The sequence below is a fragment of the Pseudomonas sp. 18173 genome (assembly GCF_050432945.1).
Lineage (GTDB): Bacteria > Pseudomonadota > Gammaproteobacteria > Pseudomonadales > Pseudomonadaceae > Aquipseudomonas.
Window position 1 is genome coordinate 16760 of record NZ_JBKFTN010000029.1, and the last position, 21519, is coordinate 38278.

The 21519-nt window shown below is 59.6% G+C and carries 22 protein-coding genes, 3 tRNA genes and 1 pseudogene; 6 read left to right on the forward strand and 20 right to left on the reverse strand.

Going from position 1 to position 21519, the window contains the following annotated elements; all coding sequences use genetic code 11:
- Nucleotides 1-85 precede the first annotated feature (85 nt).
- The 6 genes from ACLD1X_RS25535 to rluD form a co-directional block, all read right to left on the reverse strand.
- Nucleotides 86-161, reverse strand: a tRNA-Lys gene (locus ACLD1X_RS25535).
- 5 nt (nucleotides 162-166) lie between these two features.
- A tRNA-Pro gene (locus ACLD1X_RS25540) sits at nucleotides 167-243 on the reverse strand.
- A gap of 9 nt (nucleotides 244-252) precedes the next feature.
- Nucleotides 253-328, reverse strand: a tRNA-Asn gene (locus ACLD1X_RS25545).
- A 301-nt stretch (nucleotides 329-629) separates the two neighbouring features.
- The gene (clpB, locus tag ACLD1X_RS25550) at nucleotides 630-3194 is read right to left on the reverse strand and encodes an ATP-dependent chaperone ClpB (RefSeq protein ID WP_429372507.1); all 2565 of its coding nucleotides are present in this window, start codon (nucleotides 3192-3194) and stop codon (nucleotides 630-632) included.
- 130 nt (nucleotides 3195-3324) lie between these two features.
- Nucleotides 3325-4050, reverse strand: a complete 726-nt coding sequence (pgeF, locus tag ACLD1X_RS25555) for a peptidoglycan editing factor PgeF (RefSeq protein ID WP_429372509.1) — start codon at nucleotides 4048-4050, stop codon at nucleotides 3325-3327.
- On the reverse strand, nucleotides 4047-5009 hold the full coding sequence (rluD, locus tag ACLD1X_RS25560) for a 23S rRNA pseudouridine(1911/1915/1917) synthase RluD (protein ID WP_429372511.1): 963 nt from the start codon (nucleotides 5007-5009) through the stop codon (nucleotides 4047-4049). The genes pgeF and rluD overlap by 4 nt, the downstream gene beginning before the upstream one ends.
- A gap of 151 nt (nucleotides 5010-5160) precedes the next feature.
- Between rluD and ACLD1X_RS25565 the strand changes: the two genes are divergently transcribed.
- From ACLD1X_RS25565 to ACLD1X_RS25580, 4 genes and pseudogenes are all read left to right on the forward strand, one after another.
- Entirely contained in the window at nucleotides 5161-6183 is a 1023-nt protein-coding gene (locus tag ACLD1X_RS25565; RefSeq protein ID WP_429372513.1) for an outer membrane protein assembly factor BamD, read from the forward strand.
- Between the two features lie 124 nt (nucleotides 6184-6307).
- A complete protein-coding gene (locus ACLD1X_RS25570) occupies nucleotides 6308-6541 on the forward strand; it encodes a PP0621 family protein (protein ID WP_429372515.1) in 234 nt (77 codons plus the stop codon).
- 46 nt (nucleotides 6542-6587) lie between these two features.
- Nucleotides 6588-6890, forward strand: a pseudogene (locus ACLD1X_RS25575) (hypothetical protein); the annotation flags it as partial.
- Nucleotides 6887-8224 (forward strand): sigma-54-dependent transcriptional regulator, encoded by a 1338-nt coding sequence (locus tag ACLD1X_RS25580; RefSeq protein ID WP_429372516.1) that lies wholly within the window; start codon nucleotides 6887-6889, stop codon nucleotides 8222-8224. The pseudogene ACLD1X_RS25575 and the gene ACLD1X_RS25580, both read left to right, overlap by 4 nt.
- A 9-nt stretch (nucleotides 8225-8233) precedes the next feature.
- On the opposite strand, the gene thiO is transcribed toward ACLD1X_RS25580, so the two are convergent.
- The 7 genes from thiO to ACLD1X_RS25615 are packed head-to-tail and all read right to left on the reverse strand — an operon-like array spanning nucleotide 8234 to nucleotide 12320.
- Complete coding sequence (gene thiO / locus ACLD1X_RS25585; protein ID WP_429372518.1) at nucleotides 8234-9334, reverse strand: glycine oxidase ThiO; 1101 nt, start codon at nucleotides 9332-9334, stop codon at nucleotides 8234-8236.
- 56 nt (nucleotides 9335-9390) lie between these two features.
- Nucleotides 9391-9792 carry a type IV pilin protein gene (locus tag ACLD1X_RS25590; RefSeq protein WP_429372520.1) on the reverse strand — a complete coding sequence of 134 codons (402 nt, stop codon included), beginning with the start codon at nucleotides 9790-9792 and terminating at the stop codon, nucleotides 9391-9393.
- A gap of 14 nt (nucleotides 9793-9806) precedes the next feature.
- Complete coding sequence (locus ACLD1X_RS25595) at nucleotides 9807-10220, reverse strand: hypothetical protein (RefSeq protein ID WP_429372522.1); 414 nt, start codon at nucleotides 10218-10220, stop codon at nucleotides 9807-9809.
- Complete coding sequence (locus tag ACLD1X_RS25600) at nucleotides 10207-10686, reverse strand: pilus assembly PilX family protein (protein ID WP_429372524.1); 480 nt, start codon at nucleotides 10684-10686, stop codon at nucleotides 10207-10209. The genes ACLD1X_RS25595 and ACLD1X_RS25600 overlap by 14 nt, the downstream gene beginning before the upstream one ends.
- Before the next feature lie 10 nt (nucleotides 10687-10696).
- Nucleotides 10697-11404 (reverse strand): PilW family protein, encoded by a 708-nt coding sequence (locus ACLD1X_RS25605; protein WP_429372526.1) that lies wholly within the window; start codon nucleotides 11402-11404, stop codon nucleotides 10697-10699.
- Nucleotides 11401-11850 carry a type IV pilus modification protein PilV gene (pilV, locus tag ACLD1X_RS25610; RefSeq protein WP_429372528.1) on the reverse strand — a complete coding sequence of 150 codons (450 nt, stop codon included), beginning with the start codon at nucleotides 11848-11850 and terminating at the stop codon, nucleotides 11401-11403. Before pilV ends, ACLD1X_RS25605 begins: the two co-directional genes overlap by 4 nt.
- Entirely contained in the window at nucleotides 11847-12320 is a 474-nt protein-coding gene (locus ACLD1X_RS25615; protein WP_429372530.1) for a GspH/FimT family pseudopilin, read from the reverse strand. The genes pilV and ACLD1X_RS25615 overlap by 4 nt, the downstream gene beginning before the upstream one ends.
- Before the next feature lie 64 nt (nucleotides 12321-12384).
- On the opposite strand from ACLD1X_RS25615, the gene ACLD1X_RS25620 reads away from it, so the two are divergent.
- Entirely contained in the window at nucleotides 12385-12924 is a 540-nt protein-coding gene (locus tag ACLD1X_RS25620; protein WP_429372532.1) for a GspH/FimT family pseudopilin, read from the forward strand.
- Here ACLD1X_RS25620 and ispH read toward each other — a convergent pair.
- The 6 genes from ispH to murJ all read right to left on the reverse strand — a co-directional run bounded on the left by ispH (nucleotide 12893) and on the right by murJ (nucleotide 20334).
- Nucleotides 12893-13840, reverse strand: coding sequence for a 4-hydroxy-3-methylbut-2-enyl diphosphate reductase (ispH, locus tag ACLD1X_RS25625; protein ID WP_102701727.1), 948 nt, complete (start codon nucleotides 13838-13840; stop codon nucleotides 12893-12895). The genes ACLD1X_RS25620 and ispH overlap by 32 nt on opposite strands.
- Nucleotides 13841-13932: 92 nt before the next feature.
- The gene (fkpB, locus tag ACLD1X_RS25630) at nucleotides 13933-14370 is read right to left on the reverse strand and encodes an FKBP-type peptidyl-prolyl cis-trans isomerase (RefSeq protein WP_429372576.1); all 438 of its coding nucleotides are present in this window, start codon (nucleotides 14368-14370) and stop codon (nucleotides 13933-13935) included.
- A gap of 7 nt (nucleotides 14371-14377) precedes the next feature.
- The gene (gene lspA, locus ACLD1X_RS25635) at nucleotides 14378-14890 is read right to left on the reverse strand and encodes a signal peptidase II (protein ID WP_007970932.1); all 513 of its coding nucleotides are present in this window, start codon (nucleotides 14888-14890) and stop codon (nucleotides 14378-14380) included.
- Nucleotides 14883-17714, reverse strand: coding sequence for an isoleucine--tRNA ligase (ileS, locus tag ACLD1X_RS25640; RefSeq protein ID WP_429372535.1), 2832 nt, complete (start codon nucleotides 17712-17714; stop codon nucleotides 14883-14885). Before ileS ends, lspA begins: the two co-directional genes overlap by 8 nt.
- 13 nt (nucleotides 17715-17727) lie before the next feature.
- Complete coding sequence (ribF, locus tag ACLD1X_RS25645) at nucleotides 17728-18666, reverse strand: bifunctional riboflavin kinase/FAD synthetase (protein ID WP_429372537.1); 939 nt, start codon at nucleotides 18664-18666, stop codon at nucleotides 17728-17730.
- Between the two features lie 129 nt (nucleotides 18667-18795).
- Nucleotides 18796-20334, reverse strand: a complete 1539-nt coding sequence (gene murJ / locus ACLD1X_RS25650) for a murein biosynthesis integral membrane protein MurJ (RefSeq protein ID WP_429372539.1) — start codon at nucleotides 20332-20334, stop codon at nucleotides 18796-18798.
- A gap of 252 nt (nucleotides 20335-20586) precedes the next feature.
- On the opposite strand from murJ, the gene rpsT reads away from it, so the two are divergent.
- Nucleotides 20587-20865, forward strand: coding sequence for a 30S ribosomal protein S20 (rpsT, locus tag ACLD1X_RS25655; RefSeq protein ID WP_007970922.1), 279 nt, complete (start codon nucleotides 20587-20589; stop codon nucleotides 20863-20865).
- A 177-nt stretch (nucleotides 20866-21042) separates the two neighbouring features.
- Here the strand turns inward: rpsT and ACLD1X_RS25660 are convergent, their stop codons facing one another.
- Nucleotides 21043-21507 (reverse strand): CreA family protein, encoded by a 465-nt coding sequence (locus ACLD1X_RS25660; protein ID WP_274074534.1) that lies wholly within the window; start codon nucleotides 21505-21507, stop codon nucleotides 21043-21045.
- Between the last annotated feature and the right edge of the window lie 12 nt (nucleotides 21508-21519).

Consider the following 21519-nt stretch of genomic DNA (forward strand, 5'->3'; position numbering starts at 1 on the left):
GGCACCTTCGAAAGGCGCCTTCTGCGAACAGAGCTTTTGGCGTCTGATCTTAAGATTCGATTCCAGTGTTAACTGGTTTCAAAAATGGTGGGTCGTGTGGGATTCGAACCTACGACCAATTGGTTAAAAGCCAACTGCTCTACCAACTGAGCTAACGACCCAAAAATGGTCGGGGTAAGGGGATTCGAACTCCTGACATCCTGCTCCCAAAGCAGGCGCGCTACCGGACTGCGCTATACCCCGGTTTGAAATTGGCTCCGTGACCAGGACTCGAACCTGGGACCCAATGATTAACAGTCATTTGCTCTACCGACTGAGCTATCACGGAACTACACATTTCAATTTACAACTTTGAAGCTTTACAGCGTTCTCTTCAACCCTGTTCGCATCGCTGCGTTCGTGTGTCTGAGGCGCGCTATTCTACAATCTTCAGAACCTCTGTCAACCCCCTAAATTGCTTTCAAGTTAATGATTTGCAACTTATTTTGGATTCCTGCCTGGTGGGCGGAAACCCTGGCGGGTGACTTACTGCGGGGCGCACTTTACAAGCCTTTTCCTTTGAGTTCAACAGCCTAACGAAAAAAAGGCCTCGTTATGCGAGGCCTTTTCAATTTTGTTGCCGATCTGGATCAGACGAAGACGATTTCGTCGTTTTCCACCACGCCGTGAGCGGTATCGCCCGGCATGAATCGACCGGACAGGATCAGCTGTGCCAGCGGGTTCTCGATCCAGCGCTGGATCGCTCGTTTGAGCGGCCGTGCGCCGTATACCGGGTCATATCCAACAGCGATCAGCTTGTCCATGGCTTCAGGGCTGAGTTCAAGCTTCAGCTCCCGCTCGGTCAGGCGGCTGCGCAGACGACCCAACTGGATCTCGGTAATGCCAGCGATCTGATCCCGCGCCAATGGCTCGAAGATCACCACTTCGTCGACCCGGTTGATGAACTCCGGCCGGAAGTGGCTGGAAATCGCATCCATCACCGCTGCACGCTGCGCCTCACGATCACCGACCAGTTCCTGGATCTGCACCGACCCCAGGTTGGAGGTCATGACAATCACGGTGTTCTTGAAGTCCACCGTGCGGCCATGGCTATCAGTCAGGCGACCGTCTTCGAGCACTTGCAGCAAGATGTTGAACACATCCGGGTGCGCTTTCTCGACCTCGTCCATGAGGATCACCGAATACGGCTTGCGACGCACCGCCTCGGTCAGGTAACCGCCCTCCTCATAGCCCACGTAGCCCGGTGGCGCACCGATCAGGCGAGCCACGGAGTGCTTCTCCATGAACTCGGACATGTCGATCCGCACCATCGCCTCTTCAGTATCAAAGAGGAATTCGGCCAGCGCCTTGCACAGCTCGGTTTTACCGACACCGGTCGGGCCGAGGAACATGAACGAGCCGCTCGGGCGATTCGGGTCGGACAACCCGGCTCGCGAACGCCGCACCGCGTTGGAAACCGCCACGACCGCTTCGTCCTGGCCGATCACACGCTGATGCAACAGGCTTTCCATCTTCATCAGTTTTTCGCGCTCGCCTTCGAGCATCTTCGACACGGGAATACCGGTCCACTTCGATACGACTTCGGCGATTTCTTCCTCAGTCACCTTGCTGCGCAGCAACTGGTTTTCAGCTTTGCCATGCTGGTCGACCATTTGCAGACTGCGTTCCAGGTCCGGGATCACCCCGTACTGCAACTCGGCCATGCGGTTCAGGTCGCCTTTGCGGCGGGCCGCTTCCAGCTCCTGACGGGACTGCTCGATTTTCTGCTGGATCTGCGCAGAACCCTGGACTTCGGCTTTTTCCGAATTCCAGATTTCTTCAAGATCCGAGTACTCACGCTCATGACGAGCGATTTCGTCCTGCAGTTTTTCCAGACGCTTTTTCGCCGCGTCGTCGCTTTCTTTCTTCAGCGCCTGGGATTCCACCTTCAGCTGAATAAGGCGACGCTCCAGACGGTCCAGCACTTCCGGTTTGGAGTCGATCTCCATGCGGATGCGGCTGGCCGCCTCATCGATCAGGTCGATGGCTTTGTCCGGCAACTGCCGGTCAGTGATGTAACGATGACTGAGTTTGGCCGCGGCAATGATCGCGCCGTCGGTGATCGCCACCTTGTGGTGAACCTCATAACGTTCCTTGAGGCCACGCAGGATGGCGATGGTGTCTTCTTCGCTCGGTTCATCCACCAGCACTTTCTGGAAACGTCGCTCCAGAGCGGCGTCCTTCTCTATGTATTGGCGGTACTCGTTGAGCGTCGTGGCGCCCACGCAGTGCAGCTCACCGCGGGCCAGGGCTGGCTTGAGCATGTTGCCCGCATCCATCGAGCCTTCGCCCTTGCCGGCGCCGACCATGGTGTGCAGTTCGTCGATGAACAGAATGATCTGCCCTTCCTGCTTCGACAGTTCATTGAGCAACGCCTTGAGCCGCTCTTCAAACTCACCGCGATACTTGGCACCGGCAATCAGCGCCCCCATGTCCAGGGACAGCAGGCGCTTGCCCTTGAGGCCATCCGGCACTTCGCCATTGATGATGCGCTGGGCCAGGCCTTCGGCGATGGCGGTTTTACCCACGCCAGGCTCACCGATCAGCACCGGATTGTTCTTGGTACGCCGTTGCAGCACCTGGATGGTCCGGCGAATTTCATCGTCACGACCGATCACCGGATCGAGCTTGCCGTCTTCGGCGCGCTTGGTCAGGTCGACAGTGTATTTATCCAGGGCCTGCCGCGCCTCTTCGTGGTTAGGGTCGTTGACGGCCTCGCCACCGCGCAGGTTGTTGATCGCATTTTCCAGGGCTTTCTTGCTCACACCCTGGCCGAGCAACAGTTTGCCGAGCTTGCTGTTCTCGTCCATGGCGGCAAGCAGCACCAGCTCGCTGGAGATGAACTGGTCGCCTTTCTGCTGAGCCAGACGGTCGGCCTGGTTGAGCAGACGCGCCAGATCCTGCGACATGTTCACGTCGCCGGTCGGGTTCTGGATTTTCGGTAGCTGGTCGAGCTCTTTGGTCAGCTCTTTACGCAGGCTGTTGACGTCGAAGCCCACCTGCATCAGCAGGGGCTTGATCGAGCCGCCCTGCTGTTCGAGCAAGGCTTGCATCAAGTGCGCCGGTTCAATGGCCGGATGATCGTGGCCGACAGCCAGGGATTGGGCATCGGACAACGCTAACTGCAATTTGCTGGTTAAACGGTCTATACGCATGGGTCACCTTCCTTTTGAGCAGGCCGGACCTATAAAACATCCTGAATGAAGAAACCTGCCAGATAACACAATAGATGCGGTCGATTCTGGGAGTTTCAAGCGTCGTGACGTTGATGCAGGTCAGGCAAGTCTAGCGTTCGAGCCAGATAAGGGAGGCAAACCGACCAGTGCGAGGCGCACGGCGATAAGAAAAGAAGCGCGGATCGGTCACGGTACAGAATCCACCACCGTAAACAGCGGTTACACCGCGAGCTGCCAGACGCAGACGCGCCAGCGTATAGATGTCGGCCATGAACTTGCCGGCGTTTTGACTTGGCACGAATGCCTGGGCTGCTTCGGGCAATTGTTCGACGAAGGTTTCGCGCACTTCCGGGCCAACTTCAAACGCTTGCGGACCAATGGCCGGACCAAGCCAGACCAGTACTTCGGCAGGTGGCACGGCCAGACTGTCGAGGGTCGCTTCCAGCACACCCGCCGCGAGTCCGCGCCAACCGGCGTGAGCCGCTGCTACCCGGGTACCGGCACGGTCGCAAAACAATACCGGCAGACAATCGGCGGTCATTGCCGCGCAGGCGATGCCAGGCGTTGCCGTCCAACTGGCGTCGGCAGTCATCACCCGGCTCGGGTCCGCATCCGCCACGACAATGCCGTGGACCTGCTGCAGCCAGGCCGGCTGAATGGAGAAGTATTCGGTAAGACGACGGCGATTTTCGGCAACAGCTTCAGGACTGTCATCGACATGATCGCCAAGATTGAGGCTGTCGAACGGCGCCACACTGACGCCGCCCGCACGGGTGGTGACACAGGCCTTGACCCCGGCCGGCGCGGGCCAGTCAGGAATCAGCCAGTCACTCATCCGATGAACGCCTCGCGGTCTTGCTTGAGCAGGGTCAGCAGCCAGACGAAGTCTTCCGGCAACGGCGATTCCCAGCTCATGCGCTGACCGGTGGTCGGATGATCCAGTTCCAGGAACCGCGCATGCAGCGCCTGACGCGGGAAGTTCTTCAGCGACTCGACCATGGTCGGGTTAGCGGCCGGCGGGATACGGAAACGACCGCCATAGGCAGGATCTCCGACCAACGGGTAGTTGATGTGCGCCATGTGCACGCGAATCTGGTGCGTACGACCGGTTTCCAGCTTTACCCGCACGTGAGTGTGGGAACGGAAACGCTCCAGCACGCGGTAATGGCTGACGGCTTGCTTGCCACCTTCCATCACGGCCATGCGCTGACGCTGCTGGCCGTGGCGACCGATCGGCGCGTTGATCTTGCCACCGGCTGTCACCACACCAATCACGATGCATTCATAGATGCGGCTGACGCTGCGGCTCTGCAATTGAGTTACCAGCTGCGTCTGCGCCTGAATGGTCTTGGCCACCACCATCAGACCGGTGGTGTCCTTGTCCAGGCGATGCACGATACCGGCGCGGGGCACATTGATGATGTCCGGCACGTGGTGCAGCAAGGCGTTGAGCAAGGTGCCGTCGGCGTGACCGGCAGCCGGGTGCACCACCAGGCCCGCAGGCTTGTTGATCACCAGGATATCGTCGTCTTCGTAGACGATGTCCAGGGCAATGTCTTGAGCGACCCATTCGCCCTGAGCTTCCTGCTCGGCAGTCAGCTCAAGGATGGAGCCGCCGTGGACGATGTCTCGCGGGCGGATAACCGCCCCATCCACAGTCAGGCGGCCGTCTTTGATCCAGGCGGAAAGGCGCGAGCGCGAGTGCTCAGCGAATAATTGTGCGGCGACTTGATCGAGGCGTTGGCCGCCCAATTCGGACGGCACCTCTGCGCGAAGTTCAATTTTATCGGACATGCTCAGACTAGGCGTCGGCACAGCCTTTGGTTTCGGCTGCGCGCTTGTGGTTAAATACGGCGTCTTTTGCCCCGAGGCTATTCAACGGGGCACTCATCATAACAGGACGGCCACGCCCAAGACAGCGGCCGTCATAGGGACGCAAGCCGCCATGCAAGTGAAACACCTGCTGCTGATCGCCATCCTCGCATTGACCGCTGCTTGCTCATCGAAGGAAGTCGTAGACGAAAACCTCAGTGAAGTCGAGCTGTACCAACAGGCTCAAAAAGACCTGGACAACAGTAGCTACACCAGTGCCATCGCCAAGCTGAAGGCTCTGGAATCGCGTTATCCGTTCGGTCGCTATGCCGATCAGGCACAACTCGAACTCATCTACGCCAACTACAAGAACACCGAGCCAGAGGCGGCAAAATCCGCTGCGGAGCGCTTCATTCGCCTGCATCCACAGCATCCGAACGTCGATTACGCCTACTACCTCAAGGGCCTGACTTCTTTCGATCAGGACGTCGGCCTGCTGGCGCGCTTCCTGCCGCTGGACATGACCAAGCGTGACCCGGGCGCTGCCCGCGACTCCTATAACGAGTTCGCCCAGCTGACCAGCCGCTTCCCGAACAGCCGCTACGCGCCAGACGCCAAGCAGCGCATGATCTATCTGCGCAACCTGCTGGCGGCCTACGAAATTCACGTGGCCGACTACTACCTGACCCGTCAGGCCTATGTCGCCGCCGCGAACCGCGGTCGCTACGTGGTGGAAAACTTCCAGGAAACCCCTTCGGTCGGCGACGGCCTGGCAGTGATGACCGAAGCCTACCAGCGCCTGCACCTGGACGACCTGGCCGCCACCAGCCTGGAAACCCTGAAGCTCAACTACCCGAACCACCCGACGCTGGTGGACGGTCAGTTCGTGCCGACCGTGGCCGAAGCCGACAACCGTTCGTGGCTGAGCAAGGCGACCCTGGGCCTGATCGAGTCCCGTCCGCCGCTGCCACCGGGTGAAACACGCGCCAACCAGGACGTGCAGAGGCAGTTCCAGGATGCCAAGGATGCAATCCCGGCCGAACTCAAGCCTAAAGACACCAATGGCGACGCGGTCGAAGAAGAAGATCACGAAGCGCAAGGCAACAACAGCGACCGTTCGTGGTTCAGCTACATGACCTTCGGCGTGTTCGACTGACACCCGGGTTGTGCAAAAAGGGAGACTTTCGAGTCTCCCTTTTTTATTTCAGCGATTTATTGCACTGTGCGCCTGACAGGTCCTTGGCTAAACTGCCGGATCATCCGCAGAAAAGCAGCTCACCATGCTTCGTTTATTGTTCTGGATCGCCCTGATCGCCGCTGCAGTATGGTTCTGGCGCAAGTTCAAGGGGCAGGCTTCAACGCCCAGGTCCCCTGCCGAGCGGGAAGCGGCGCCCATGGTCCGTTGCGCCCATTGCGGCGTTCACCTGCCCCGTGACCGCGCGCTGAGCCTCGACCAACGATGGTATTGCAGCCAGGCTCATCTCGAGCAAGACAAGGGCTCCAGTGGCCGCTGATGCGTCACCCGATATCGCGACCGATTGAGGACTATCGCGCGTACCCAAGGAACTGAAAGGCATCGATCGACGTCTGACGCAGATTATTCAAGACCACTCTCTGCGAATGAACCGGGTAATCGAAAACGTCCTGCAGCTGCAGCGCCGCGAGCAACTGTCGCCGCTACGGCTCGACCTGAAATCACTGGAAATACTCGATAACGATGCCCTCGCCCCCAAAACCCGGGGCCTGGGGCCTTATCTGTCCGGCAAGCCGGGCGAAAGCATGCTGTCGCGCCTAGACTTCAAGGCACGCCAGGAACGCGGCCGCTTTTGCATCACCCTTGCTCACGGACGGAACCCACGTTGAACACGAGACCCCGACAAAAAGTCCTGATCGTCGATGACGAACCGGACATTCGCGAACTCCTGGAAATCACCCTGGGAAGGATGAAACTGGAGACGTTCAACGCCCGCAACGTCGGCGAAGCGCAATCGCTGCTAAAACGCGAAACCTTCGATCTATGCCTGACCGACATGCAGTTGCCGGACGGTACCGGCCTGGAGCTGGTGCAGCACATCCAGCAACGCCACCCTCAGGTCCAGGTGGCAATGATCACCGCCTATGCCAGTCTCGAAACCGCGATCGATGTGCTCAAGGCCGGGGCATTCGACTTCCTGACCAAACCGGTGGACCTGACGCGCCTGCGTGAACTGGTCACCAGCGCCCTGCTGCTGCCTGCCCGCGGTGTTGGTATCGATCGCCGCCTGCTGGGCGACTCGTTGCCCATGCGCAACCTGCGTAAACACATCAGCAAACTGGCCAGCAGCCATGCAACCGTATACATCAGCGGAGAATCCGGCAGCGGCAAGGAGCTGGTCGCGCGCCTGATCCATGATCAAAGCCCCCGCGCCAACCAGCCGTTCATTGCGATCAACTGCGCGGCGATTCCTTCGGAACTGTTGGAGAGCGAGTTTTTCGGCCACCGCAAAGGCAGTTTCAGCGGCGCCATCGAAGACAAACCCGGTCTGTTCCAGACCGCTCACGGCGGCACCCTGCTCCTCGATGAAGTGGCTGACCTGCCACTGGCCATGCAGGTCAAACTGCTGCGCGCGATTCAGGAGAAAGCCGTACGCAGCGTCGGCGGGCAGCAGGAAGTGGCGGTGGATGTGCGCATTCTCTGTGCCACACACAAGGACCTTGGTGCCGAAGTCGCCGCCGGGCGATTTCGGCATGATCTTTACTACCGCTTGAACGTGATCGAACTCCGGGTGCCGCCCTTGCGCGAGCGTCGTGACGACATTGAAATGCTGGCCAGCCACATACTCAAGCGCCTGGCCGCCGACTCCGGTCAACCCGCGGCGAAACTCCACGCTCAAGCCCTCGATGCACTGAAAAGCTATCGCTTCCCGGGCAATGTGCGAGAACTGGAAAACATGCTCGAACGGGCGCACACCCTGTGTGAGAACAATCAGATCGAAGCCGGCGACCTGCGCCTGGCTGAAGGCAACTGCGGGGCTGAAGGCGGCCTGCCGGACCTGACCCTGATCGACAATCTGGAAGCCTACCTGGAAAACGTCGAACGCCAACTGCTGCTCCAGGCACTGGAAGAAACCCGCTGGAACCGCACGGCGGCGGCTCAGCGGTTGAATCTGTCATTCCGGTCGATGCGCTACCGGCTCAAGAAGCTGGGACTGGATTGAGTCCGCCAGTCAGAGCCGCCCGGCTGGCGCATAAGGCGCCGGATCGATAATTGGCGCACGCCCCAGCATCACATCGGCAAACAACTGGCAGGACGCCGGCGCCAGCACCAGCCCGTTACGGTAATGCCCGCAGTTGAGCCAGAGCCCGTCAAACCCCGGCACCGGGCCGATATAAGGAATGCCCTCGGGAGATCCGGGGCGCAATCCGGCCCAATGCCCCACCACTTCGGCATCGGCCAGCGCCGGGATCAATTCCACCGCGGACGCCTTCAGGCTCTCCAGCGCCGACCCGGTCGGTGTCTTGTCAAAGCCTTCATGCTCCAGCGTACTGCCGATCAGTATGTGCCCGTCACGCCGGGGAATCGCATAACGGCCCTTGGCCAGGACCATGCTTGGCAGGAAATCCGCCGCGCATTTGTAGAGAATCATCTGCCCTTTCACCGGTTCGACCGGCAGTGTCAGGTCAAGATGCTTGAGCAAGTCACCGCTCCAGGCCCCCGCCGTCAGGACGACTTGATCGCCAAGGACAGTACCTGTGGATGTCTGCACGCCGACCACTTTGTTGCCGTCACGAACAAACCCGCTGACTTCGCACTGCTCATGGATCGTCACGTTCGGCAGCGCCAGCAGCGCGGCCTTGAGCGACTTCACCAGGCGCGGATTACGCACATTGGCGACGTCGGCCATGTAGATCGCCCGGGAAAAACCACTGCCCAGCACCGGCACGGCGTCGTGCGCAGCCGAAATATCCACCGCACTCAACGGACGATGTTCCCGGGCAGCCCAGGCCAGCGCTTCAGCCTCGTCATCCAGATCCAGCCAGTACAGACCGGTGGTGTGCACTTCAGGATCAACGCCAGTGGCGGCAAACAAGCGCTCGCCCAGTTGCGGATAAAAATCCTGGGACCAATGAGCCAACGCAGTGACCGCCGGGCTGTAGCGCCACGGATAAAGCGGCGAAACGATGCCACCGCCAGCCCAGGACGACTCCTGGCCGACGCTCGAGCGATCCAGCAGCACAACGCTTTGCACTTCGGAGGCGAGATTGAAGGCCGTCAGCAACCCAATCACCCCACCGCCGACAATCACCACTTGCTGTTGCCTGGTCATGTTCTGATCCAATCGTTAAATAGACAGAGGGTGCAAAAGGCACCCGAAAAGGAAACTCAGCGCCCCCAGCAGTCTTTGCTGGTCAGGCCGGATTTTGCGTTGACCATGCCGAGGACACCGGTGTTGCTGATGGTCAGGTCGCCGCACTTGTCAGTGGCCATGCTCGTGCCAGCCTTGCGCACCGCTGTCAGCAGAAAGCTCTGGTCGGTCAGGGTCGGTGTGATGCTGTAGTAATCATTGCCGGCACTGAGGCCCGTCGCATCGGTGTAGACATTTTTCTGCGAGTAGAAGCGCTCCAGGATCTGCGCCTGCTCCGAGAGCAGACCGGCCACTTCTGCGCGACGGCCCTTGTTCAGGTACTCGGTGAAACTCGGGGCAGCAATGGTCATGACAATCCCGATGATCGCAATCACGATCATGATTTCGATCAGGGTAAAACCGCGGTTGGTACTACGCATGCCTCAACTCTCACTTACTGTATTTGTCGCCACATGATGCGACGGCTGCCGCCGGATTTTTCCATCCCCGGCGTATCGTCGCCAGTGGAATCGTTCACGGCCCCGCCATTGTCGCTGACGTCCTGGGTTGAATGCTCCCCAACAAAGATCACGCCATCGGACAGCGTGTCGAGGTTGTCGACCACGCCATCGTCGTTGCTGTCGAGCATCTTAACGCTGATCGCATCGGGCAACCTCAGGCAGACGGCTTTCAAGCCCTGATTGCTGTGGTAGAAACCGTACCAGTTGCCATTCGCCAGGCAGGCTGGCCGGTTCAGCGCCGGCGAATCCGGCGGTGTGGCAGCCTGCGCCGAAACCGACAGGTTCAGCGCGGCCACGAATCCGAACAGTTGTGGCCACGGCCTGAGATATCGCTCAGAACTTCGCATAGATGCTCTCCACCACGCTGCGCGAATGACCCGCGATGCCCACTGCCGTTACCCGATACAAGGTCGCCGGGGTTTTGATTGGCACGTTCACCGCATTTTGGCTGACACCGATGTTTTGCACGCCATAGAAACCATTGCCCGATGCAACCCAGGTCACTCCGGAAGTGGCATTGAAACCGGCAGCGGTAATGGTCGAAGACTCGGACGGCGGCGCACATTGGACGATGCCGCTACAAACGGGCAGCACATAGCTGTCCCGTCGTACTGCGCTCTCGCCCACCCGCAATGCGGCTTCGGCACCCTGAAACGACTGGTTGCCCAAGCCGACGCTCCCGGCCATTTTTTCCTGCAGGGTGGCGCTTTGCATCGATGAAAGACCTATCAGCGTCAGCAAGAGCAGGAACACCAGGCTGACCAACAGTGCCATGCCGCGCTGGGTGCAATATGTAACGGGAGAACGCTTCATTGGCACGCCCTCATGGCAAGCGGTTGCGCAGAGCGGCCACTGCGTTGAAGGTTTGATCGCTCACCCGGTGGTTCGGATCAGTGAGCGTCAGGCTCAGGCGAACGCTACGAATCAACGCGGGGTCCGGCGGGTTACTGCTGTAGCGCGAAGCCGCCAGGTCAGTGGCTGTGCTGGCCAGGCCGAAACTCACCTCAAAAGCGCTTACGCTGTCCACCAATACCTGCGCTGCTGCGGCCCCGCCCCTCAGATGCAGCTGGTTGTTGCTGAAGCTGTAGGTCAGTTGCCGTACCGCAAAGGCCAGTTGCCCTGCCACTGGCACCTGAGCGTCGCTGTAGGCCGTCGATTGGGTTCGACAATCGGAAAGCACGGTCCAGTCCGGCTTGCTGCCATTGCCGCCGACATCAGCCGTAACCAGCGTCAAACTGCGACTGCCATTGTCCCAACGGATCGGCGTTAGCCGACTGGCATTGAAATCACGGTTCTTGCTTGCATCAGTGATCGTTTCCAGGCACCCGAACATCCCGACCATGCGGATTTCCCGGATCAATTTGCTCAACACGAAACGTGCGTCTTCCTGCATGTTCGCGGCCGCATTCTGGCTGAGATAAGTGTTCTTGGCCGCAATGAAAACCTGCACCACGCCCAGCACCACGATCAGGCTCAATGCCAGGGCAATCAGCAACTCGACCAGGCCAAAGCCTCTGTTGCGGCGATTCACGGGATCACCACCGGATCAATGGCGGTGCGGCTGCTCAGGACAAAACTGCGCCGCGAGTCGGCAGCATTCGCAGCCCGTGAGTCATCCCAGGTAATGGTGATGGTGTACACCTGCTGATTGACGGTGACACTGCCCGTCGCAGTGGCGCCGAGCGAGCTGACAATGTTGGATTTGAAGTCGAACAGGTCCTGATCCCGGGCAACACCCGGATTGCCCGTAGCTGGCGGCGCGATGGTGTAGTCCGCAGCGGCATTGGCGCGAATGCGGTCCATCATGTCGTAGGCGATAAAACTGGCCTGACTGGTCATGCGCGCACTGTCGGTGTACTTCAGCGCATTGAGCTGAACCGCCGCGGCTCCCAGCAACCCCACACCCAGAATGACTAATGCCACCAGGACTTCGACCAGCGTCATGCCCTGCTGTGCGCCTTGCTTCCCTGCCCTCATCCGCAACTGCCACCCAATAGTATTCGTCCGTTCAAACACAGGGTAAGCGTCCTGTTTTGTGCTCCCCGCCCATAACTGATCACCACCTCTGACGACGGTGATGACAATCCGCCCATACTGTTGAAATCGATGGCAGACACGCCCGAGGTTAGCGTCAGAGTTGCGCCGCTGCTCATCGCCGGAACAACCCGCAATACATTGGCCAAAACGCCAGTACCGTCGTAAACCGCCAGCTCCCCACTCCAGATATCCCCACCGGCCGTCGGGCGCACCCGTGTGGTATTGCCCCGATCGATGGCTTCGAGGCGGGCAAAGTTCAGGGCTCGACGTAGATCAGCGATTTCAGTATCAGCCCTCGTTGTTTGCATCGAACGGGTAAACGCCGGGACAGCCAGTGTCAGCAGAATCAGAAGGATCGCGATCGCGACCAACAACTCGACCAGCGTGAAACCTTTTGTACGATGATCCATCGGGGGCCTTCTGTTTCCTTCGGCTATACCTGCTCTTGCACAGCGCGCCACGGAGGGAGATGTCATGCGCCAACAAGGCTTCAGCCTGATCGAACTGCTCATGGGACTGGCAATTACAGGAATTGTTCTGCACCTGGTCAGTCCGGCGTTCGCAACGCTGATCGAGTCGAACCAGAGAGGACAAGCGGCACAGGCGCTGTTCAGTGGTATTCGCACCGCCCGGACCGAAGCCATCGTGCGCAACCAGGCCGTGGTGATTCATGGCATCAATGGCGACTGGAGCCAGGGCTGGCGGATCATTCTGGACATCAGCGGCAAAGGCGATATGGACAGCGACAATCCACTGTTGGCCGAACGCCTGAACGGCGCACGCGTGTCGATTGTGGGGAACGGTCCGGTCGAAAGTTCTATCCGGTTCAGAGGCCAGGGCGAGTCAATGATTGGAGGGACATTGCACGTTTGCGCAATTCGCGAACCGGTGAGCCAACATCAAGTGGTATTGGCCCGGACCGGTCGCGTCAGCCTGCGCAGTGAAAAGGCTGAGCAGGCGTTATGCGAAGAAAGGCAGAAACTCAGAGCAACGAGCGAACGCGCAGTTCTTTAGGCATCGAGAACGTGATGTTCTCCTCGCGCCCGGCCAGCTCATCGGCACCCGTGGCACCCCAAGCCTGCAATTGCTGGATCACACCGCGCACCAGGACTTCCGGGGCAGAGGCGCCAGCGGTGATGCCGATACGCTCGACACCATCGAACCAGCTTTTTTGCAGGTCTTCGGCTCCATCGATCAGGTAGGCCGGAGTGGACATGCGTTCTGCCAATTCGCGCAAGCGATTGGAGTTGGAGCTGTTCGGGCTGCCAACCACCAGCACCACGTCGCACTCGTCGGCCAGTTGCTTGACCGCGTCCTGACGGTTTTGCGTGGCGTAGCAAATATCGTCCTTGCGCGGCCCACCGATAGCCGGGAAGCGCGAACGCAGGGCATCGATCACACGACTGGTATCGTCCATCGACAAGGTGGTCTGGGTCACGAAGGCGAGCTTTTCAGGGTTGTTCACCTGCAACGCCGCGACATCTTTCTCGTCTTCGACCAAGTAGATCGCGCCACCATTGCTGCCATCGTACTGGCCCATGGTGCCTTCGACTTCCGGGTGACCGGCGTGGCCGATGAGAATGCACTCACGACCGTCACGGCTGTAGCGCGCCACTTCGATGTGGACTTTGGTCACCAGCGGGCAGGTGGCATCGAACACTTTCAGTCCACGACCAGCCGCTTCGCTGCGCACGGCCTGGGAAACGCCGTGGGCACTGAAGATCACGATGACGTCGTCCGGTACCTGATCCAGCTCTTCGACGAAGATCGCACCACGGGAGCGCAGGTCTTCGACGACAAATTTGTTGTGGACCACTTCATGGCGCACATAGATCGGCGGCCCGAAGACTTCCAGGGCGCGGTTGACGATTTCGATCGCCCGGTCCACACCAGCGCAGAAGCCACGGGGATTGGCGAGTTTGATTTGCATGCTGTGCCTCGTGTCTTGCGCGCGAAAACATTGAAAAAAACAAACTGTGGGAGCGAGCCTGCTCGCTCCCACAGAGGACCTTATTCGGTCAGTTACAACGCTTTGACGGAAATGATTTCCACATCAAAGGTCAGCGTCTTGCCCGCCAGCGGGTGGTTGAAGTCGACGGTCACTTGCGCATCGTCGAACTCTTTGACCACGCCCGGCAACTCGGTATTGGCCGCATCGTTGAAGATCACCAGCAAGCCAGGCGACAGCTCCATGTCCTGGAACTGTGAGCGCGGGATGATCTGCACGTTTTGCGGGTTAGGCTGGCCGAAAGCGTTTTCCGGCTCGACGCTCAGTGTACGCTTGTCACCAGCCTTGAAGCCGAACAGCGCCACCTCGAAACCTGGCAACAGGTTGCCGTCACCGACCTTGAAGGTCGCCGGGGCTTTATCGAAGGTGCTGTCCACCGTGTCGCCGTTCTCCAGGCGCAATGCGAAATGCAAGGTGACTTCCGTGTTCTGGCCGATGCGTTGCTCAGCCAATACCTGTTCAGTCATGAACGGTTTCTCCGGTCTTTTTACTTTTGAACATATCCAGTGCCAGCATGACAGCGCCTACAGTGATTGCACTGTCGGCAAAGTTGAACGCCGGGAAATACCAGCGGTTCTGCCAGTGCACCAGAATGAAATCGATCACATGGCCCAGGGCAATGCGGTCATACAGATTGCCCAGCGCGCCGCCGAGCACCAGTGCCAGCGCAACCGCCAGCCAGGTCTCGTTACGCCCCAGACGCTTGAGCCACACCACCAGCACTGCGCTGACCACGACAGCGATCAACGCAAACAGCCAGCGCTGCCAGCCGGAGCTGTCAGCCAGGAAGCTGAACGCCGCCCCCGTGTTGTAGGCCAGGGTCCAGCTGAAGTAATCGGGGATGATCACGATCTGCTGGTACATCTGGAGCTTGCCTTCGAAGTAGAACTTGCTGGCCTGGTCGATGACCAGGACCAGCAAACTCAACCAGAGCCAGCTCAGCCGTCCGAAACGGCCAACGGCATTAGGCATAGTGACGGACCTCGCCGGCGCCGCTGATGTTATCCACGCAACGGCCGCAGATTTCCGGATGTTCCGGGTTCACGCCGACGTCTTCACGGCAGTGCCAGCAACGGGCGCACTTGGCGTGGCTCGATTTGACGATCTTGAGCTTCAGGCCGCTGACTTCGGTGACCACGGCATCGGCCGGTGCCTGCGCCAGTGGCGCAACGCTGGCGGTCGAAGTGATCAGCACGAAGCGCAGTTCGTTGCTCAGTTTGGCCAGGTCGGCGGTCAGCGCGTCTTCGGCGAACAGCGTCACTTCGGCCTGCAGGTTGCCACCGACAGCCTTGGCTGCACGCTGGATTTCCATTTCCTTGTTGACCGCAACCTTGACCGCCATGATCCGGTCCCAGTACGCACGATCCAGCTCGAAGCCTTCCGGCAGTTCGCTCAGGCCTTCGTACCAGGTGTTGAGCATGACGGACTCGTTACGCTCGCCCGGCAGGTACTGCCACAGTTCGTCGGCGGTGAACGCCAGGATCGGTGCGATCCAGCGCACCAGCGCCTCGGAGATGTGGAACAGCGCAGTCTGGCACGAACGACGGGCCTTGCTGTCGGCGCCGGTGGTGTACTGGCGATCCTTGATAATGTCGAGATAGAAACCGCCCAGCTCCTGCACGCAGAAGTTGTGGATCTTCGAGTACACGTTCCAGAAGCGGTATTCGCCGTAGTGCTCTTGCAGCTCGCGTTGCAGCAGCAGGGTACGGTCCACGGCCCAACGGTCCAGTGCCAGCATTTCTTCGGCCGGCAGCAGGTCGGTGGCCGGGTTGAAGCCGGTCAGGTTGGAAAGCAGGAAACGCGCGGTGTTACGGATACGCCGGTAGGCGTCCGCACTGCGTTGCAGGATCTGCTCGGAAACCGCCATTTCACCCGAATAATCGGTCGAGGCTACCCACAGACGCATGATGTCGGCGCCCAGGGTGTCGTTGACTTTCTGCGGCGCGATCACGTTGCCCAGGGACTTGGACATCTTGCGGCCGGACTCGTCGACGGTGAAGCCGTGAGTCAGCAGTTCGCGATACGGTGCGTGGTTGTCGATGGCGCAACCGGTCAGCAGCGACGAGTGGAACCAGCCACGGTGCTGGTCCGAGCCTTCCAGGTACAGGTCGGCGCGCGGGCCGGTCTCGTGGCCCATCGGGTGCGAACCACGCAGGACGTGCCAGTGGGTGGTGCCCGAGTCGAACCAGACGTCCAGGGTGTCGCTGATCTTGTCGTACTGCGGCGCTTCAGCGCCCAGCAGTTCGGCGGCATCCAGCTTGAACCAGGCCTCGATGCCTTCGACTTCGACGCGCTTGGCGACTTCTTCCATCAGCTCGACGGTGCGAGGGTGCAGCTCGCCGCTTTCCTTGTTCAGGAAGAACGGGATCGGCACGCCCCAGTTGCGCTGACGGGAGATGCACCAGTCCGGACGGTTGGCGATCATCGAGTGCAGGCGCGCCTGGCCCCAGGCCGGAACGAACTTGGTGTCTTCGATGGCCTTGAGCGAACGCTGGCGCAGGGTGTCGCCGGTGGTCGGCTGCTTGTCCATGCCGATGAACCACTGCGCGGTGGCGCGATAGATCAGCGGGGTCTTGTGGCGCCAGCAGTGCATGTAGCTGTGTTCGATGACGGTGGTGTGCAGCAGCGCACCGACTTCGGTCAGCTTGTCGACGATGGCCGGGTTGGCCTTCCAGATGAACTGGCCGCCGAAGAACTCCAGCGACGGTACGTAAACGCCATTGCTTTGTACCGGGTTGAGGATGTCATCGTTGACCATGCCGTATTTCTTGCAGGTCACGAAGTCGTCCACGCCGTAGGCCGGAGCAGAGTGAACCACGCCGGTGCCGGCGCCCAGTTCAACGTAGTCGGCCAGGTAGACCGGCGACAGACGGTCGTAGAACGGGTGACGGAAGTTGATCAGTTCCAGCGCCGAGCCGTTGGCGGTAGCGATCACCGAGCCTTGCAGCGAATAACGCGCCAGGCACGACTCGACCAGCTCTTCAGCCAGCACCAGCAATTTGTCGCCGACGTCGACCAGGGCGTAGTTGAATTCCGGGTGAACGTTCAGCGCCTGGTTGGCCGGAATGGTCCACGGGGTGGTGGTCCAGATCACGATCGAAGCGGGCTTGGCCAGCGATGGCAGGCCGAAAGCGGCAGCCAGTTTGGCTTCATCGGCAATCGGGAACGCTACATCGATGGTCGAGGACTTCTTGTTCTCGTACTCGACTTCCGCTTCGGCCAGGGCCGAACCGCAGTCGAAGCACCAGTTCACGGGCTTCAAGCCCTTGAACACGAAACCGCCCTTGACGATCTCGGCCAAGGCGCGGATTTCACCGGCCTCGTTCTTGAAGTCCATGGTCTTGTACGGGTTGGCGAAGTCGCCCAGCACACCCAGGCGGATGAACTCGGACTTCTGCCCTTCGATCTGCTCGGTGGCATAGGCCCGGCACAGTTCGCGGGTCTTGTCCGCGCCCAGGTTCTTGCCGTGGGTCACTTCGACCTTGTGCTCGATCGGCAGGCCGTGGCAGTCCCAACCCGGAACATAAGGCGCGTCGAAGCCCGACAGGGTCTTCGAGCGGATGATCATGTCCTTGAGAATCTTGTTCAGTGCGTGACCGATGTGAATCGTGCCGTTGGCGTACGGAGGACCGTCGTGCAATACGAACTTCGGACGATCCTTGCCAATCTCGCGCAACTTTCCGTACAGGCCAATACTGTCCCAGCGCTGCAGAATCTGCGGTTCGCGCTGTGGCAGGCCGGCCTTCATTGGGAAGGCGGTGTCCGGAAGGTTTAGCGTGGCTTTATAGTCGGTCATTTAAGGCTCTTCATTAGCGATGGGCGCTAGGTGCGGCTAGTGCACGGGCGGCGGCGACATCCGCGTTGATCGCCGTTTTCAGCGCCTCCAGAGAGGCGAAACGCTGCTCTTCACGCAGCTTGTGGTGGAAAACCACCGTCAAACGCCGGTCATACAGATCGCCGGCAAAATCTAAAAGATGCACTTCCAGGTGGGCTTTGCCATCACCTTGGACCGTGGGCCGCACGCCGATATTGGCGACGCCGGGCCAGGTCTTGCCGTCGATCTCGATATCCACCTGGTAAACCCCGGTGAACGGCACGCGACGACGCTTGAGTTGTATGTTGGCGGTGGGTGTACCCAACTGCCGGGCGAGCTTCTGACCATGCAATACGCGACCGGCGATCCGGTACGGTCGCCCGAGCAGGCGTTCGGCCAGGGCGAAATCTGCGGCGGCCAGGGCATTGCGGACCTGCGTGCTGCTGACCCGGATGCCATCGAGCTCGACGGTTTGCGCCGCTTCGACGGTAAACCCCTGACGGATGCCGGCCTGTTGCAGGAAATCGAAATCCCCCGCGCGGTCACAGCCGAAGCGGAAGTCGTCACCGACCTCCAGGTGCTGGACGCCAAGGCCATCGACCAGAATGGTATCGACGAACTCGCTGGCGCTGAGCTTGCTCAGGCGCTGGTTGAAAGCCAGGCACAGGACACGGTCGACGCCTTCGGCGGCCAGCAATTGCAACTTGTCCCGCAGACGGGCCAGACGGGCCGGCGCAGTTTCCGGAGCAAAGAACTCTCGCGGTTGCGGCTCGAAAATCACCACGCAACTGGGCACGCCCAACTCGAGCGCACGCTCACGCAGCCGCGCCAGGATAGCCTGGTGGCCACGGTGTACACCGTCAAAGTTGCCAATAGTGGCGACACAGCCCCGATGCTGGGGGCGCAGATTTTGGAGGCCTCGAACCAGCTGCATAACGCGCTTCTTGCTCATAAAGTGGTCGATTATAACCACACCCGGCGGCCGACGACAGGCAACACCGTAACCCAAAGTGATCGAGCCGACAAAATCGCCGGCTCGCCCGTGTTTATCGAGGCCAGAACCTCAGCCCAGCGCCTTGCGATTGAAGTCGCGCAAACGGAAGCCCATCAACACTAACATGCCGAAATAAGCCACCACACCGGCAACGACCAAGGCCCCCAGACGCAGGAAACGTTCAAGCATCTGCCCCTCACCCCAGGCCGGCATGAAATGCATCCCTGCCAGCAATACGCCAGACATCACCGCGACCGCAATCACCAGCTTGAAGCCGAACTTTGCCCATCCCGGTTGCGGCTGGTACATCTGCTGTTTACGCAGCTGATAGAAGAGCAACCCTGCATTGAGGCAGGCGCCAGCGCTGATGGCGAGCGCCAGTCCCGCATGAGCCAGCGGACCGATCAGCATCAGGTTGAACAACTGAGTGACGACCAGCGTGAAAATCGCGATTTTTACCGGCGTGCGGATGTTCTGTTGCGCATAAAAGCCCGGCGCCAGCACTTTGATCACGATAATCCCGAGCAAACCGACGGAATAGGCGATCAACGCGCGCTGGGTCATCGCCGCATCATGGGCATCGAACTGACCGTACTGGAACAGCGAAACCGTCAGCGGCTCGGCCAGAATCCCCAGCGCCAGGGCGCAAGGCAATACCAGCACGAAGCACAGGCGCAGGCCCCAGTCGAGGATGCGCGAGTATTCGTGACGATCCTTGTTGGCGTAGGTCTTGGCCAGGGTCGGCAACAGGATCGTCCCCAGCGCGACACCCAGCACGCCGGACGGCAGCTCCATCAAACGGTCGGCGTAATACATCCACGACACGGAGCCGGCAACCAGGAACGAAGCGAAGATAGTATTGATGATCAGCGAAATCTGGCTCACCGAGACACCGAGGATTGCCGGCAGCATTTGCTTCATCACCCGCCAGACCCCCGTGTCGCGCAGGTTCAGGCGCGGCAGCACCAGCATGCCGATCTTTTTCAGGTGCGGCAGCTGATAGAGCAACTGCGCCAGGCCGCCAGCCAGTACCGCCCAGCCCAGCGCCATGACGGGCGGATCGAAATACGGCGTCAGAAACACCGAAAAGATGATCATGCTGACGTTCAACAGGGTCGGCACGAAGGCAGGCACCGAAAAACGGTTCCAGGTGTTGAGGATCGCACCCGCCAGCGACGACAGGGAAATCAGCAGGATGTAAGGAAAGGTCACCCGTAACAGACTGGAAGTGAGCTCGAATTTTTCCGGGGTATTGGTGAATCCCGGTGCCGTCACCCAGATGACCCAGGGTGCGGCTAGCATGCCCAACACCGTGACCAGCGCCAGCACCAGCGTCAGCAGGCCCGAGACATAGGCAATGAATGTGCGGGTCGCCTCTTCACCCTTCTGGCTTTTGTATTCGGCAAGAATCGGCACGAATGCCTGGGAAAACGCCCCCTCGGCAAAGATCCGCCGCAGCAGGTTGGGCAATTTGAAGGCGATAAAAAAGGCGTCAGTCGCCATTCCCGCGCCGAATGTGCGCGCAATGAGAGTGTCTCGAACAAATCCCAGAATCCGGGAAAGCATCGTGATAGAGCTGACGGCGGCCAACGATTTGAGCAGATTCATGGAAAGAGTTTGTGCCTGTCGATAAACAGCAGGCGAACTACGCGCCCACTTATGCGATACTCCGCGCCGCAACAGCACAGAGCCAAAGCTCGCGAGTTTACAGGTCAAGCGCCGGAAATAAATATCCCGCCTCTTTAGATCGACCACTCAGCGGAACGCATCAACCGCCCTTGACAACACATCAACTCATCGGCATGATTCGCGGCCTATTTTGTTTGCTATTTCCTAAAAAGTCTTTCGAGGAGCTCGACGGTGGCCAACTCACCTTCCGCCAAAAAACGTGCAAAACAGGCTGAGAAGCGTCGCAGCCACAACGCCAGCCTGCGTTCCATGGTTCGTACCTACATCAAGAATGTAGTTAAAGCCATTGACGCAAAAGACGCTGCCAAAGCTCAAGCCGCTTACGTTCTGGCTGTGCCAGTTATCGACCGTATGGCCGATAAAGGCATCATCCACAAGAACAAGGCCGCTCGCCATAAGAGCCGCCTGAATGGCCACGTCAAGGCCCTGAACGTTGCCGCTGCTGCCTAAGCGATACGCTCATTAAAAAACCGACCTCAGGGTCGGTTTTTTATTGCCTGCGATTTACCACACACAAAACTGTGGGAGCGAGCCTGCTCGCGAAGGCGGCGTATCAGATGACATCAATGCCAACTGACACCCCCTCCTTCGCGAGCAGGCTCGCTCCCACACTTATATTTCGCTAGCTTACTGAGCGCTCGCCCACGGCAAGATCGGAATCGCCGTCACCGCATTCTGCGGGCTACCCTCGATCAAGCGATCGCTATACACCAGGTACACCAGCGTATTGCGCTTCTTGTCGAGGAAACGCACCACTTGCATGGTCTTGAACACCAGGGACGTGCGCTCCTTGAACACCTCGTCGCCATCCTTGAGCTCACCCTTGAAGCTGATTGGCCCGACCTGCCGGCAAGCAATGGACGCTTCGGCACGATCCTCGGCCAAACCAAGACCACCCTTCACCCCACCGGTCTTGGCGCGCGACAGGTAGCAGGTCACACCCTCCACCTTGGGATCATCGAATGCCTCGACCACAATCCGGTCATTTGGCCCGACAAACTTGAACACCGTCGACACCTGACCGATCTCTTCGGCCGACGCCAATAGCGGCATTGCCAGCAGCAACCCCAATAATCCTTTTGCCACGCGCATTCAGGTATTCCT